The 14,229-nt window shown below is 34.8% G+C and carries 13 protein-coding genes; 5 read left to right on the plus strand and 8 right to left on the minus strand.

Going from position 1 to position 14,229, the window contains the following annotated elements; genetic code table 11:
- Positions 1 to 2: 2 nt before the first annotated feature.
- From queA to PHV37_02245, 3 genes are read right to left on the minus strand one after another with little or no spacing between them, the layout of a single operon-like run.
- Positions 3 to 1,073: a tRNA preQ1(34) S-adenosylmethionine ribosyltransferase-isomerase QueA gene (queA, locus tag PHV37_02235; protein ID MDD3236900.1), complete on the minus strand. Its 1,071-nt coding sequence runs from the start codon at positions 1,071 to 1,073 to the stop codon at positions 3 to 5.
- Positions 1,042 to 2,112, minus strand: coding sequence for a membrane protein insertase YidC (gene yidC, locus PHV37_02240; protein MDD3236901.1), 1,071 nt, complete (start codon positions 2,110 to 2,112; stop codon positions 1,042 to 1,044). Before yidC ends, queA begins: the two co-directional genes overlap by 32 nt.
- A gap of 21 nt (positions 2,113 to 2,133) precedes the next feature.
- Positions 2,134 to 3,327: a glycosyltransferase family 2 protein gene (locus PHV37_02245; protein MDD3236902.1), complete on the minus strand. Its 1,194-nt coding sequence runs from the start codon at positions 3,325 to 3,327 to the stop codon at positions 2,134 to 2,136.
- A gap of 287 nt (positions 3,328 to 3,614) precedes the next feature.
- Here PHV37_02245 and PHV37_02250 point away from each other — a divergent pair, with 287 nt between their 5' ends.
- Together PHV37_02250 and miaA are read left to right on the plus strand one after the other, a co-directional pair.
- Complete coding sequence (locus tag PHV37_02250) at positions 3,615 to 4,490, plus strand: hypothetical protein (GenBank protein ID MDD3236903.1); 876 nt, start codon at positions 3,615 to 3,617, stop codon at positions 4,488 to 4,490.
- Entirely contained in the window at positions 4,420 to 5,334 is a 915-nt protein-coding gene (gene miaA / locus PHV37_02255; GenBank protein MDD3236904.1) for a tRNA (adenosine(37)-N6)-dimethylallyltransferase MiaA, read from the plus strand. Before PHV37_02250 ends, miaA begins: the two co-directional genes overlap by 71 nt.
- Here miaA and PHV37_02260 read toward each other — a convergent pair.
- On the minus strand, positions 5,331 to 6,194 hold the full coding sequence (locus tag PHV37_02260) for a hypothetical protein (GenBank protein ID MDD3236905.1): 864 nt from the start codon (positions 6,192 to 6,194) through the stop codon (positions 5,331 to 5,333). The two genes, miaA and PHV37_02260, sit on opposite strands and share 4 nt — an antisense overlap.
- A 55-nt stretch (positions 6,195 to 6,249) precedes the next feature.
- Positions 6,250 to 8,049 carry an ABC transporter ATP-binding protein gene (locus PHV37_02265; GenBank protein ID MDD3236906.1) on the minus strand — a complete coding sequence of 600 codons (1,800 nt, stop codon included), beginning with the start codon at positions 8,047 to 8,049 and terminating at the stop codon, positions 6,250 to 6,252.
- A gap of 138 nt (positions 8,050 to 8,187) precedes the next feature.
- On the opposite strand from PHV37_02265, the gene PHV37_02270 reads away from it, so the two are divergent.
- Positions 8,188 to 8,463 (plus strand): hypothetical protein, encoded by a 276-nt coding sequence (locus PHV37_02270; GenBank protein ID MDD3236907.1) that lies wholly within the window; start codon positions 8,188 to 8,190, stop codon positions 8,461 to 8,463.
- A 67-nt stretch (positions 8,464 to 8,530) separates the two neighbouring features.
- On the opposite strand, the gene PHV37_02275 is transcribed toward PHV37_02270, so the two are convergent.
- Together PHV37_02275 and PHV37_02280 are read right to left on the minus strand one after the other, a co-directional pair.
- Positions 8,531 to 10,690 (minus strand): acetate--CoA ligase family protein, encoded by a 2,160-nt coding sequence (locus PHV37_02275; GenBank protein ID MDD3236908.1) that lies wholly within the window; start codon positions 10,688 to 10,690, stop codon positions 8,531 to 8,533.
- A gap of 57 nt (positions 10,691 to 10,747) precedes the next feature.
- The gene (locus PHV37_02280) at positions 10,748 to 11,371 is read right to left on the minus strand and encodes a TatD family nuclease-associated radical SAM protein (GenBank protein MDD3236909.1); all 624 of its coding nucleotides are present in this window, start codon (positions 11,369 to 11,371) and stop codon (positions 10,748 to 10,750) included.
- A gap of 179 nt (positions 11,372 to 11,550) precedes the next feature.
- Here PHV37_02280 and PHV37_02285 point away from each other — a divergent pair, with 179 nt between their 5' ends.
- Together PHV37_02285 and PHV37_02290 are read left to right on the plus strand one after the other, a co-directional pair.
- Positions 11,551 to 12,069 carry a PadR family transcriptional regulator gene (locus tag PHV37_02285; protein ID MDD3236910.1) on the plus strand — a complete coding sequence of 173 codons (519 nt, stop codon included), beginning with the start codon at positions 11,551 to 11,553 and terminating at the stop codon, positions 12,067 to 12,069.
- Complete coding sequence (locus PHV37_02290; GenBank protein MDD3236911.1) at positions 12,059 to 13,345, plus strand: DUF512 domain-containing protein; 1,287 nt, start codon at positions 12,059 to 12,061, stop codon at positions 13,343 to 13,345. The genes PHV37_02285 and PHV37_02290 overlap by 11 nt, the downstream gene beginning before the upstream one ends.
- A gap of 13 nt (positions 13,346 to 13,358) precedes the next feature.
- Here PHV37_02290 and PHV37_02295 read toward each other — a convergent pair whose 3' ends face one another.
- Positions 13,359 to 14,180, minus strand: a complete 822-nt coding sequence (locus PHV37_02295; protein ID MDD3236912.1) for a hypothetical protein — start codon at positions 14,178 to 14,180, stop codon at positions 13,359 to 13,361.
- Positions 14,181 to 14,229: the final 49 nt, after the last annotated feature.

Below are 14,229 nucleotides of genomic sequence, written 5' to 3' on the forward strand. Positions count from 1 at the left end.
TTTTATTTTATAAACATACAATCGCCATAGCTGAAAAATCTGTACTCAGTTTCAACAGCGTGTTTATAGGATTCAAAAATATAGTCTTTCCCCGCAAAAGCACAGACCAGCATTAGCAGGGTGGATTTTGGCAGGTGAAAATTAGTTATGATTTTATCCACGATTTTGAATTCATACCCCGGATAAATAAACAGCTCAGATGCGTCTTTTACTGCTTTAATTTCGCCGTATTTTTTCATTGCCGTTTCTAAAGTTCTTACGCTTGTTGTGCCTACAGCAACAATGTTTTTGCCTGCTTTTTTGGCTTCATTTATTATTCTTGCACTTTCTTCTGATATTTCATAGGCTTCTGAGTGCATTTTGTGCTCTAGTATATTGTCGCATTTTACGGGTTTAAAAGTCCCGAGTCCCACTGTAAGATTGACAAAACAGTGTTTTACACCTTTTTTTTCAAGTTTATCTATTATTTCATTTGTGAAATGCAAGCCTGCAGTTGGAGCAGCAACTGAACCTTCGTTTTTTGCGTAGACTGTCTGGTAACGGTCAGTATCGAGTTTCTTGATATCTTCTGTTGTCATTTTTCTCTCGATATATGGCGGAAGCGGTAAATTTCCAACTTTTTCTAAAATTTCATAGATATTTCCGTCATATAAAAGCCGAATTTTCCAGCTGTCATCATCTTTTTCCAATGCTTCAACAGAAAGCTCATCTGAAACTTTTAGTACCATGCCTGCTTTTACACGTTTTGAGGGTTTGATTAAAGCTTCCCAAACATCGGGTTCTGTTTCTTTTGCTAAGAAAATTTCAATGTGAGCACCGGTTTCTTTTTGGGCAAAAATTCTTGCAGGAATAACTTTTGTATTATTCATAACGAGCAAGTCATTTTCTGTAAGTTCATCAATTATATTAAAGAAATGTTCATCTTTAACTGTCTTTAAACACTTGTCAAGTACCATCATTCTTGACATTTCTCGTTTTTGAGATGGTACTTGAGCAATTAATTCTTTAGGCAGTTCATAATCGAAATTTGAAAGTTTCAAGTTATTCTTTTGTGTCTGGTTCAATGTATTCAACTGCTTTTGCTTCCTTTTTCTTCATATCTTCTTTTTCAAGTTGTTTGTTTATAACAACAGTTTGAATGATTTGGAAGATATTGCTGACGATTAGGTATAACAATACACCTGCCGGAATTGGTATGAAAATAAATGTTGCGGTAAGCATAATCGGCATTGTTGCACCCATCGTTTTTTGCATCGCTTCTTGGTTAGGGTCCATTTTGACATTTTTATTAGTCGCCATCATTATTTTTTGAGAAAGCCACATTGTGAAGCCAAAGAATACAACGAGCAACAATACATCAAGATGGAAAGATTGTTTTACGGCAGCTGTAGGTACAGACGCTTTTAAAATACTACCATCACGTGTAAACGTTACGTTTTCGACTTCTCTAGTTGTTCTGTCGACGATTGTTGCATCAGCTTTTTTGACTTTTTCTAATTGGCTGAATTTCAAATCAAGTTCATCAAGGCTGATTTTGAAATCAATAGATTCACCGGGGGCTACTTCGCCTTGCGTCTTTAGTGCTTTTTTAGAGTCTAAAACTTTTACATCATCTAATGCCTTGTCGCCAATATAAACTTTTACATTTTTATTAATTGTGAACATATCGTGTTTTGAAACTTGGAATGTTCCGTCATAAGAGCGTCCTGCGTTTCCTCTCAAGGTAGCGTCAAGTCTGTTTATGAATAAAAATTTTGCATTACCTGCCATTTCAATAAATTGAGGGCTCATCAAAGCTGAGTACAACAAAATAAATATAGGCATTTGCAATAATAACGGCAAACAACCGGCCATAGGATTGAATTTATGTTCTTTGTAAAATTCCATCATTTTGCGTTGCATAGTTTGTGGGTCATTTTTGTATCTGTCTTGAATCATTTTCATCTTTGGCTGCAAAAGTTGCATTTGTCTCATAGAACGTTGTTGTGAAGCATTCAACGGCCACAATGCTAGTCTTACTATTATGGTTAAAATTATTATGCCGAAACCGTAGCTACCTGCTACGTTGCTTAATGATTTCAGTAATTCAATGGTTAGTGTTGTAAAATCCATATTATCCTCTCTCTGTATATGTTATACAGTAACATCTTCTTTTTTGTCTGCTGCGACAGGCGTTAAAACTCCGTGTGCTGTTTTTCCCCAGTCCATAGTCTTCTTTCCGAATATTATTTTGAATACGATAAAGACTACTACCGGGAACCATAATACAACAAGATAAACACAAGTTTCAACAGATTGTTTAATTGTTTCAAAAATATTTAACTTATTGTATTTTTTCAAGCTATATGCAAATGCACAAATGAAGAATACGCACATAATTGCCGCCAATGTCATTGATGACATTACCTGATTTCCGTATCCTTTTACAAATCTAAAAACTTGGAATGTGATTTCAGACATTAACCAGAAAGGTAAAATAAATTCTGAAATATATGCTGTCATATCTAGGGCTACACGTTTTGATACATCTTTTGAGGTTAAAACGCTCATAAAATGTTCAAGGTAACGTCTAATACTTCCTTCTATCCAGCGTCTTCTTTGTTTAACAAGCGGTATATATTTTAAAACGCCTTCTTCATAAACGCACACATTCGGACAAAAACGTACGTCCCAGCCTTTTATGTGCATTCTTGTTGACATATCCAAGTCGTCTGTAATTGTATAGTTATTCCAACCGCCGATGTCATTTAGAGCAGTTCTTTTTATTAACTCGCCGTTCCCTCTTAGTTCTACTGCCCCTTTAACAGCGTCACGACCTACTTGGAAGTGGGTATCAAGCGACATTTCGTTGTCTTGACATCTGGTTAAAAAGTTATAATCTCTGTTTATAATAACTTTTCTTGCTTGGACAGCTCCAACGTCTTGCGGTTCAAGAGCGGGTAGCAAGTTTTTTAAAAAGTCAGAATTAGTTCTTGCATCTGCGTCAAAAACAAGTATTGCTTCGCCTTCTGCAATCTTTAATGCATCATTCAACACAGCTGATTTGCCTGGAAATGCATCCATTCTTCTGATTAATGATTTAACATTATCATATTTTTCACTTAAACTTTTTACTATTTCAGCAGTGTTATCTGTACTCCTGTCGTCAATTACGATTATTTCGAAGTGCTCGTAATCCATTTTTAAAACATTTTCGACAGTTTTATCAATAACAGTTGCTTCATTGTGAGCCGGTATCATAATGGTTACAAAGGGTTTATAATTTTTATTAATAATAGGTGGGTTCTTTCTTTGTTTTCTCATTTGGTGCTTGAATGCAATTTGCATATAAATTGTATAAAGCACCATGAATATCATTAAGGTGATAATTGCCCAAAAAGTATCCATGTAATTTTGGAATATAAACAAAAATACCCATAAACAGCTTATTATTGTAAGTAAAACTACTCTTTCCTTCATCCCCATTTTCCTAATATTATGTGTTTACATTTATATATTCTATCAAAAACACGCTCCTTTATCCTTAAATGCAATAATTTATTACTTTTTGTTGCGAGCTGTTTATCCCTTTAGCTAGTATTTTGTTTTCAATTTTGTGTTATAATCTTGGCATTATGATTAAATCGATTAAAGATGCGTTTATTATTTTAAAAGACAATTTGATTGTTGTTCAACCATTGATTTTGTTCTTGTTGTTGGTCGGCTTTGTCGCTCAGCCTATAAGATTAAGTGTTCAACAATCCGTTCCATCTCTTATTGCGGTAGTTATAACATTCGCTTTTACCGCTGCATTTTTGGCTGGATGGTTCTATAATATGAAACTTGCCGTCGCCATGAAAGGTAAGGTCTATGAAACTCCCGAAGAAAAAGGGCTTGCTCAACTAGATTTGTTGAAACAGTTCTTTACAGGTGTTGGTGATTATTTCTTATCTACGATGGGAATGATTGTTGTTTATATGATACTTGTTTCTATTTTCGCTTTCTTTGCCTATAAAATAGGTGTGCATTATATTGGCTCTTTGGACAAAGTTGCTGATTTTATCAAAATATTAAGTGTTGATACTAAAGATACAATGGCTATTGCCGCAGGCAAGTTTCCGCAAGGCGAACAATTAAAAATATTCTACTGGAGTGCTTATGTATCTCTTTTGAGCGTTATTTTTACTTTTGTAACAATGTTTTTTGCACCTGTTTTGTTTTATAAAACAAAAAATCCGTTGTTGGCTTTTTTCTATAACGTCGTTTTTATCTTTAAAAATTTCCTCGGCTCGTTAGGTGTTTTGATGTTTTTGGCAGTTGTAAATTTTGTTGTTTCCTTTATTTATGTACTGTCTGTATCGAATATAATACTTTCTGTAATTGCTTTGTTGATAACTTTCTTTTATATGTCGTATCATGTTATGCTAATATTTGTATATTATGAAGAAAAAACAAAAGATAATTGCGATTGTGGGTCCGAGTGCATCGGGGAAAACGGGACTTGCTGTTAAGCTTGCTGAGTTGCTTGATGGTGAAATCGTTTCTGCTGATTCAAGGCTCATTTATAAAGATTTAAACATTGCAACAGCAAAGCCTGATAATGAGGAAAGAAACGGTATTTTGCATCATCTTGTTGATATTAAGTCCCCATCAGAAGACTATACAGTTGCAGAGTTTGCTGATGACGCGAAAATAGCTGTAGCTTCAATTATAGATAAAGGCAAAACGCCAATTGTCGCCGGCGGAACAGGGCTCTATTTCAGGATATTGCTCGAAAATTATGACCTTCCTCGAGTTGCTCCTAATGAGGCACTAAGAGTAAGACTTAATCAAAAATCAAACGAGGAATTATATGCTCAACTTTGTGAACTTGATAAAACAATTGCAACAAAAATCCATGAAAATAATCGAGTTAAAATTATACGTGCATTAGAAGTCTGTATCTCTTTAGGAATACCTATGTCTGAGGCTCAAGGTAAAAAAGAAGGCGATTTCGATACTCTGTGGATTGGGTTGAATGCAAAAAACAGAACTTTTTTATATGACAGAATTAACGTTCGTGTTGATATCATGCTTCAAAAAGGCTTGATTGAGGAAGCTAAAAATCTGCTTGAAAAATATGGAAATCTTGACCTTTTTCATAACACAATAGGCTATCAAGAATTATTTCCATATTTTAATAATGAATGCCCACTTGCTGTGGCTACAGATTTGATAAAGCAAAATACAAGACGCTATGCAAAACGTCAATTAAGCTGGTTTAGAGCAAACAAAGATATAAATTGGTTTAATATAGATGAATTGTCTGAAAATCAAATTGTTGATAATATTTTGACTCTATGGAAACAAGTCTAATCTACATTTTGAAAACAATTTGTAATCGTATGGATGTATTCAATAATTTGTTCAAAATAATCCAACGAAGATGTCCCATTGATAATTATATCTGCATTTTCTTTTTGCGGATGTATAAATTCTTTCGCTATTCTTCTTACGTAGGATAATTGTTTTAATGCGTTTTCTTTAGTTTGATTTCTTGATGCGGCACGCTCAACATACCATTTTTCCTGAGTAGAGCGGTCAATATCCACATATACTTTTATGTCAAATAAATCACGGATAGAGTCATGCATTGTAACGATACCCTCTACAACCACAATCTTTTCTGATTTTGCAGGTACTGATTTTGGCAAGCTTCTTCCTGTTCCGTCAGGTATATAGGAAGGCATTTTAATATCTGTGCCTTGTGACAATTCAGCTAAATCTTCTTTTAACAAATCAAGTTGGAAATTGTCCGGAGTATCAACGTCATAGCCGGATTCTAAAAGTTTATCAAACGAGCCATGAATACGAATAAGCTCTGATATATCATTAAAATAGTTATCAGAGCTCAAAATTTCCACAGGCATATTAAGTTTATCGGTTGAATGTTTAATTCTTTGGCAAATCGTAGTTTTCCCACTTGCTGATTCGCCGCAAATTCCCACGAGAATACGTTTCTCAGGATGGTTGATAATCCTTTTTGTGAACTTGCTGATGAAATTGGATTTTACATTCATTAGGATTGGCGTGTCAGCTTTTTTGTCATAAGCACAAATTTGTTTAAACTTTGTTTGTAGGAAGAATGCAAGGAACTCTCTCCCCGTTCTTGTTGAAAAATCAGGCTTTGATATTTTATTATAAATACTGTTTTCTTTTTCGAGTAGTGTTTGCATGTTCTAATAAAGTGTCCTAAATACAAAAGTTGCTATCTTTATCTACATTGTAAAGTTATACTAACGAATTTTCTATTTTTTCAGCGTCTTCCTTTGTGAATTGCATTTCGTATAACTTTCTGTATATACCGTTTTCAATTTGCATAAGTTCATTGTGGTTTCCGAGTTCTGCGAGTTCGCCCTCGTTTATAACTGCTATTCTATCAGCATTTTGGATTGTTGACAATCTATGTGCTATTACAAAAACCGTTTTATTTTCCATTAAGTTGTCTAAAGCTTTTTGTACAATCTTTTCTGATTTGTTGTCTAAGGCTGATGTAGCTTCGTCTAAGATTACAATCGGAGCATCTTTTACCATTGCTCTTGCGATTGCGACACGTTGTCTTTGACCGCCTGAAAGGGTTGTTCCTCGTTCTCCTAAAACTGTGTCTATTCCTTCAGGAAGCGTTCCTATAAATTCATCAAGGTGTGCTCCTGTTATTGCTCTTTGAATTTCTGCATCAGTTGCGTTGAAGTTTCCCATAACGATATTATCTTTTATTGTGCCTGTAAATAGGAAGTTGTCTTGAAATACAACTGAAATTAAGTTTCTCAAGGATTTTAGTTTTATATCACGAATATCTCGTCCATCAATTGTAATATTGCCTGATTTGATATCGTAAAATCTCGGTATAAGGTTTGCAATTGTACTTTTTCCCCCACCTGAGTTGCCGACAAGTGCCAAAGTCTCGCCTTTTTTAACTTCTATTGATAAATCTTTAAGGACTGGTTGGTTTTCTAAATATTCAAAATTTACATGGTCAAATTTGACGCTGCCATTAAGTTCTTTTACATCAATAGCACCCTCTTTGTCTTTTATGTCAGATTCGCAGTCAAATAATTCAAAAACTCTGCTCATTGCAACAAAGATAGATTGAATTCCAGTGAATGTTTCGCCTAAACTTTTAACCGGTTTGTATAAAAGTAATAAGGAAGTTACAAATGATGTCATACTACCTACTGAGAGTTGACCTGAAATAATAAGGTAGGTACCGTATCCCATGACGAGTGCAAGCCCTATTGCTGATATCAAGTACATCATAGGTGACATCCAACCTGCACGTTTTATCAATGACATTGAAAGATAGAATGTTTCATTGATTTGGTCGATAAATTTGTTGTTTCTTTGTTCTTGCAAGTTATATGATGTTACAATTTTGTTTCCTAAGCATGTTTCATTAAAGTTTGTAGTGATATCTCCGCCAACTTTTATTGAAGCATTTGATGTTCTTTTTATTCTGTTTCTGATTAAAGCTGCGGGTAAAACTGAGCAACTAAGTATTGCAACACCAACGAGTGCGAGCTTCCAAGAGTTGTATAATAATACAAAGATTAATGAAATAGCACCGACTCCTGTGGTTAATATTTCTTTTGTTTCTGTCAAAACGCCTGTTGACGCTGTTTGTGGATCTCCAAGATATCTTTGTATAATATCGCCTGTTTGGTTTTCATCATAGAATTTTGGACTCATTGTTGTTAATTTTTTGAACAAATCAAATTTAACAGCGTTTGTAATTTTTTGTCCGCACCATTCTGTCAAATAATTGTTTAAGTATTTCATACAGCCTTGTCCGACTGCAAATAAAACTATTCCGAACGGTATTATAAATGCCAAGAGCATGTTTTTTTTGATTAAAACTTCATCAATATAAGGCTTTAGTGACCAAGCTATTACTGCGTCAAGCATGCCTACTATTGTTGCTAATATAAAGTTTAGAATGATTCTACCCATATGAGGCTTTAAATATTTGAATATTCTTTTAAATAAATATATATAACTAAAAGCACTGTCTGATGTTGTATTTTTTAGTTTCATAGTTCCCTCAAATCTTATCCTTTATGTTAATTTTACATTAAAAAATCTAGTCGGGATATCTTTAGGCTTTTTTCTATTGAAAATCTTTACAAGAATATTCACAATACATGTGTTATATGTGTTTGGAGTGTTTGGAGTATGAAAAAATGCTTATTAGTATTGGCTTTTATCGCTTTCTCAACTAATTTATCAGTTGTGTTTGCTGATTGCCCAACTGGTTATGCGTGTCTTTTGAAAGATATTAAACTTCAACAAGAAGTTCAAAATCAGATGGGTGCGGGACAAAAAAAAATTATTGATGATTATTACAAAATTAAATTTGAAAAACCTGCTTATCAGGATGTAAATGATAATGACAAGTTTATTGATTATAGCGAATTGATGCCGTTTTTACCTCGCTATATACACAATTAAGATAAAGGGCAACCCTTTTCGGGTTACCCTTTTAACTTTTCGTTTGCTTTTTATTGACTTTTAAAGTCTAACAAGAGCAACAAGCACAGTCACAATTCAAAGCTTTTTTTGCTTCTTCCATTCTGACTTTAATTCTGCCGTCAACAGCTATGCCTTCGCCGGTTTTTTCAGAAATTAACAATGGGTTAATATCCAATTCGTCGATGAATTTATAGTCTGAAACTAATTGAGATAATCTCAATAATGTTTCTTGGATTTGTGTCATTTGAGCAGGTTTTGTGCCTCTAGCACCTTCTAACAATTTGTATGCTTTAACTGATTTAATCATTTCTTCAGCGTCAACATCTGTCAATGGAGCAATTCTGAATGTTACGTCTTTCATAACTTCAATGAATACACCGCCAAGACCGAACATCATCATAGGACCGTATTGAGGGTCTGTTGCGATACCGCAAACCATTTCACGGTTACCTTTAACCATTTCTTGAATGATTACGCCTTCCAAGCCTTCAAGTAATCCTTTTTCTTTTAATTTAGCGATTAAATCTTGGTATTCAGCTCTTAATTGTTCTGCTGATTGGATATTTACTCTTACACCACCAACATCTGTTTTGTGAGAAGTAGTTTTTGATGTCATTTTCATTACGACCGGATATCCGATTGAATCTGCGATTGTAACAGCTTCATCTTCTGTTTTAGCAAAACCTGATTTACAAACTCTGATACCGTATGCGTCTAAAACATCTATTGATTCACGAGTTGTTAATTGTGCTCTGTTTTCTTTAATAGCTTGTTTCATTATGCTTTCAGCTTTAGCTTTGTCAACTGAATAAGATGGAGTTTTTCCTTCCGGTCTTTCCATCCACAATCTTTGTTGATTTAGTCTGAATAAGCCGTCTGCAGCTTCTTCTGCGTACATAAAGAATGGCATATTCACGTCCATGTTTGACAATTTGGTAAAGAATTCGCTTTTTGTCATAAATACGCCGATAACAGGTTTTTCAGGATGTTCTGCTTTTATTTCCATTAGAGCTTGAGCAACATCAATATCTTTCAAACCTAAGAATGGCAAGTAGATTGTGATAATCATATCAACATTTTCATCAGCAATAACTGTTTCCAATGTTTGTTTGTAGTGTTCGATAGGAGCTGAAGCAATCATATCGATAGGGTTTTTAACAGAAGCAGCAGAAGGTAAGAAACTTCTCAATTTGTCTTTTGTTGCGTCTGAAATTTTTGCAATTTGCATTCCATGTTCACAAATTGCGTCTGTTGCCATGATTCCCGGACCACCTGAATTTGTGATGATGGCAACTCTGTCACCCTTTGGAATTGGTGATGTTGCAAATACTTTTGCAGTTGCAAAAAGGTTTTTCAATGAATATTCTCTGATTACACCTGATTGTCCAAGAAGTGCGTTAGCGGCTTTATCAGCACCTGCTAAGGAGCCTGTGTGTGATGAAGCTGCTGAAGCACCTGCAGCTGAACGGCCTGCTTTTAGTGCTAGGATTGGTTTTTTCTTTGATATTCTTGTTGCTAATTTTCTGAAGTTAGCAGGGTTTTGGATTGATTCCATATATAGAAGAATTTGTTCAACATCTGCTTCGTTTTCCCAGTATTCAAGAGCAGTTTCAGCGTTTACATCTGCTTGGTTACCGATAGAGATGAATTGAGCAAAACCTAAGTTCAAGTCTTTTAATATATTTAAGATACCGCCGCCGAGAGCACCTGATTGAGATACGAAACCGATGTTTCCTCTTTCGGGAAGTGATTCAGCAAAACAACCGTCCATTCTTACGTCAGGAGCTGTGTTTACAACGCCTAAGCAGTTAGGACCTACGCAACGCATGCCATATTCTTTTAATTTGTCAGCCATTTGTTGTTCTAAAGCAGCACCTTCTTTGCCTGTTTCTTTGAAACCTGCTGTAATGATGCAAAGACCTTTGATTCCTTTTTCATTACATTGGTCAATTGTTGAAAGTACGAATTTTGCGTTTACAACGATAATAGCTAAATCAACTGATTCAGGTACTTCTAAAACGCTAGTATAAGCCTGAATTCCTTCAATAACTCCACCTTTTGGGTTAATCGGGAAAATCTTTCCTTCAAATTTGTATTCTTGCAATCTTTTCATGATGTCAGAACCAATTGTATGTTCTTTGGTAGATGCACCAACTACTGCAATTGTTTTAGGACGCATGATTTTGTCTAGTTGTTCTTTTAGCATGTTCTCACCTTTCTTTTATTATTAATAGCGATAGTCGCTTAAGTTATGTTTATATGGTTAATAACCAGATTCGAGCCATTCACGGACTCTGAATTTTGCACCTAGTGATTTTGTTATTTCTTCGCATTTTTGTACGTCAACATTGTAGTGCTTATAGCCTGTTACAATTGTTGCTGTTGTATCTATGCCTGACTCAACGCATTCTTTTATAAAATTTTTAACAGCTTCATAAGAATTTTTGTTTTTAGGTTGAGAAAGTTCATTGTAAACAGCTTCATTTTCTCCGTTCAAGCTGATTGAAACTTTGTCAATAAGACCTTTTAATTCAGGAACAATATCCCTTTTGTAAACGAGATTAGCTTGTCCGTTCGTATTAATTCTTATTTTAACATTTTTATAATTGTCTTTAATATATTGAGCGACTTCTTTGAGTACATCAAGTTTCAAAGTCGGTTCCCCGTAGCCGCAGAAGACAATTTCGGTGCTCATTTCTTTTTCAAACTTTTTAAGTTGTTCAATTACCTGTGCTGTTGTGATTTTTTCATCTTTTAAAAATAAATTTGCACCGACCACGTCATCTTTAATGGCTCGAATACAAAATACACAATCATTTGTGCACATATTTGTTAAATTTATGTAGATGGTTCCATCTAGGGTATAAACTAAATTATTTTCTTCCATTTTGCAAAATTTCCTTAATTCAATTTTTGCACAAGTATAGCCAGATAATCAAGTCATTTTTTTATTTTATGTATAAATCGTGAAAAAAATCTTTATTTTGTTTTAAAAAGGCACGATTGTAATGCTTAAACCTTTTACACAATTTTACTTTTCGGGCTGATTTGTGCTATCCTGTCTTTATGATTGAAATTCTTATTCTGTATATTATTTATAATCGTGAAAAGACTATCTATTCTATTAGAAAAGAAATTATAGATAGATTCGGAAATTTTACAAAACCAAGCTTGGGGACTATTCACCCTGCTCTTAAACGTTTAAGAGCTAAAAATGCTGTTTCTGTTTCTGACAAAATGTCAGAAGGCGGTAAAAAATCAAGCTATTATATTATTACACAAGACGGAAAAAAACTCTTTAGAGAATTGTTTAAACACGATTGCAGTACAAACCCATGCCTGTTTTATGCTCAAATTCAAGCTCGCTTTGCGACGATTGGACTTTTAGCCAAAGAAGAACGTAATGAGTTTTTAGACGGCATGATTACTGTGATTGACAGATATAACCTACTTAATGAAAATAAGTTGCTTGATGAATATATCGGTTTTGATTTTTATCAAAAAGAACTCGTTAAAAAAACGTTGGCAGAAGCCCAAACTCTCAAAAATTACGCTCTGATGCTAAAGGAACACAATGAGCGGTAAAATTGCTGAGGTCTTGAATAATTCTATCGCCAAAGACTTAGAGTTTAAAAAGAATGATGAAATATTGAAAATTAATGGCGTTATTCCTTCTGATTACATTGATTACAAATATCTTTTGGCTGCTGAAAATGTTGATATTGAGTTGCGTAGACAAAATGGTGAAATCGAAATCTTTGAGATTGAAAAAGATTTTGATGAAGACTTGGGTATAGTCTTCGAGTCCGCTATTTTTGATAAGATAAAACCTTGTTTAAATAAATGTATTTTTTGCTTTGTTGACCAGCAACCCAAAGGCTTGCGTAAATCTTTATATATAAAAGACGATGATTACAGACTTTCTTATTTGCAAGGCACTTACGTTACTTTGACGAATTTAAAAGATGAAGATAAAAAACGAATACAAAAAATGCACCTCGGACCTTTGTATGTTTCTGTTCACACAACAAATCCCGAATTGCGTGCTAAAATGCTTCGAAATCCGAATGCTGCAAATATAATGAAGGAGCTCAAGTGGCTGCAAAAAGCTGATATTCCAATTCATACGCAAATAGTTTTATGCCCCGGATATAATGATGGCGTTGAGCTTGAAAGGACTTTGAATGATTTGTATTCTCTCTCCGATATTTTATTATCAATAGCAATAGTGCCATTAGGCGTCACAAAGTTTCGCAAAGAGCCGATGCTAACCGTTTCCAATGAATGTGCTCTTGAAACTATAAATATAATTGAAAATTTCAACAAAAAAGCTCAAAAAAATCTTGCCTGTGCTTCTGATGAATTCTTTTTAAAAGCAGGGTTTGACATACCTAAAAAAGACTACTATTCTGGTTTTGCTCAAATAGAAGATGGAGTCGGGGCTATCAGATTGTTGAAAGATGATTTTGACAAAAGAGCGAAAAAATTGCCTGAAAAATTGCAGCAAAAATCTGAATTTACATTCGCTACATCTTTTGCTGCACTTGACATAATGAGCTATATTTCAAATTCTTTAAACAAGGTTGAAAATGTTTCTACAAATGTTATCCCCGTAAAAAGTGAATTTTGGGGTGAGCATATCAGTGTTGCGGGGCTTATAACTGCAAACGACTTAATCAATGCGTTAAAAAACAAGAATGTCAAAAATGTCATTATACCATCTGTAATGCTCAGACCTTATACGAAGGAGTTTTTGGACGGATTTACTACGACTGAAGTTGAAAAAACTCTTAACTGCAAAATATATCCAATAAAGGATATATATTCTGCAAAAGAAATTGTGGATATTATTTGTAAATAAATAAATTTTATCTCTATGAAAGGTTTTGAACAGATTTGCTGTCAGCTTCAATAGATTCTTTAAGCATTTTCTTAACGATATCTCCTTGCGTATCCAACATTTTTACAACTGTTTCAATGTTTTTAACCTTGTTTGTTAATATTACGTCTGCATTTGATAAAACGTTACTTGTAACTTTTTGGTAAGCAGATAAAGCCGCACTGCTTGTGCCTTGTAATAAGTTACCGGCAATAGTTGCACCCAGCCCGAAAGTGCCCATGTAAGGTGACATTGCTTGCAAAATACCACCCCAACCGGAAATAACACCCGCTGTCGGTAAAACCCAGTTTGGAGCGGCACCTACGCCAGCCGTTAATCCGGCACCGTAAGCTGCTGCGTTAACTCCTGCCATTCCACCGATACTTGAAGCTGCTGTTAAAGCAGATGCACCGCCTGTCGCATATCCGTCAGAAGAAGAACTTCCAAAACTCCAAGAAATAGGAGCTGCACCACTTGGAAATCCGGGGTAGTTGCCGATAGAGCCTATTCCAAAAGCTGAGTTTCCGCCGTCAACAGTCGCATTTCCGCCTTGCATTGGTGTCCAGTATGAAGTACCGGCAATGTTCATCGCTGTACTTCCGCCCATTGCTGTCATAAATGAGCTTGGAGCAATCAATCTTGCTAATTGCCATAGAAAACCGCCAGCTGTACCAAATCCTGCACCGTCTAAAGCTGAACCACTGACAGTTATGTCCCTTAATCTATCGTAAGTTTCAAATAATTGTGCTTTCGCATCAGAACTGGCACTTCCAAATTTATTGGATATTACCAAATAACTATCATTTTTGTAACTCATCTGTTTTTCCCTTTACCCGTGTTTATTTCTTCCCTATCAAAACATTCGC

The organism is Candidatus Gastranaerophilales bacterium (assembly GCA_028693235.1).
In the GTDB taxonomy this organism is placed as follows: domain Bacteria; phylum Cyanobacteriota; class Vampirovibrionia; order Gastranaerophilales; family Gastranaerophilaceae; genus JAQUVW01.

What these genes read in the sequence shown, in the direction of transcription:
- yidC (MDD3236901.1), bottom strand. Translation starts at nt 2,112, where the DNA reads ATGGATTTTACAACACTAACCATTGAATTACTGAAATCATTAAGCAAC.
- PHV37_02260 (MDD3236905.1), bottom strand. Translation starts at nt 6,194, where the DNA reads ATGCAAACACTACTCGAAAAAGAAAACAGTATTTATAATAAAATATCA.
- PHV37_02245 (MDD3236902.1), bottom strand. Translation starts at nt 3,327, where the DNA reads ATGCAAATTGCATTCAAGCACCAAATGAGAAAACAAAGAAAGAACCCA.
- PHV37_02295 (MDD3236912.1), bottom strand. Translation starts at nt 14,180, where the DNA reads ATGAGTTACAAAAATGATAGTTATTTGGTAATATCCAATAAATTTGGA.
- PHV37_02270 (MDD3236907.1), top strand. Translation starts at nt 8,188, where the DNA reads ATGAAAAAATGCTTATTAGTATTGGCTTTTATCGCTTTCTCAACTAAT.
- PHV37_02250 (MDD3236903.1), top strand. Translation starts at nt 3,615, where the DNA reads ATGATTAAATCGATTAAAGATGCGTTTATTATTTTAAAAGACAATTTG.
- PHV37_02280 (MDD3236909.1), bottom strand. Translation starts at nt 11,371, where the DNA reads ATGGAAGAAAATAATTTAGTTTATACCCTAGATGGAACCATCTACATA.
- PHV37_02285 (MDD3236910.1), top strand. Translation starts at nt 11,551, where the DNA reads ATGATTGAAATTCTTATTCTGTATATTATTTATAATCGTGAAAAGACT.
- PHV37_02265 (MDD3236906.1), bottom strand. Translation starts at nt 8,049, where the DNA reads ATGAAACTAAAAAATACAACATCAGACAGTGCTTTTAGTTATATATAT.
- PHV37_02290 (MDD3236911.1), top strand. Translation starts at nt 12,059, where the DNA reads ATGAGCGGTAAAATTGCTGAGGTCTTGAATAATTCTATCGCCAAAGAC.
- PHV37_02275 (MDD3236908.1), bottom strand. Translation starts at nt 10,690, where the DNA reads ATGCTAAAAGAACAACTAGACAAAATCATGCGTCCTAAAACAATTGCA.
- miaA (MDD3236904.1), top strand. Translation starts at nt 4,420, where the DNA reads ATGAAGAAAAAACAAAAGATAATTGCGATTGTGGGTCCGAGTGCATCG.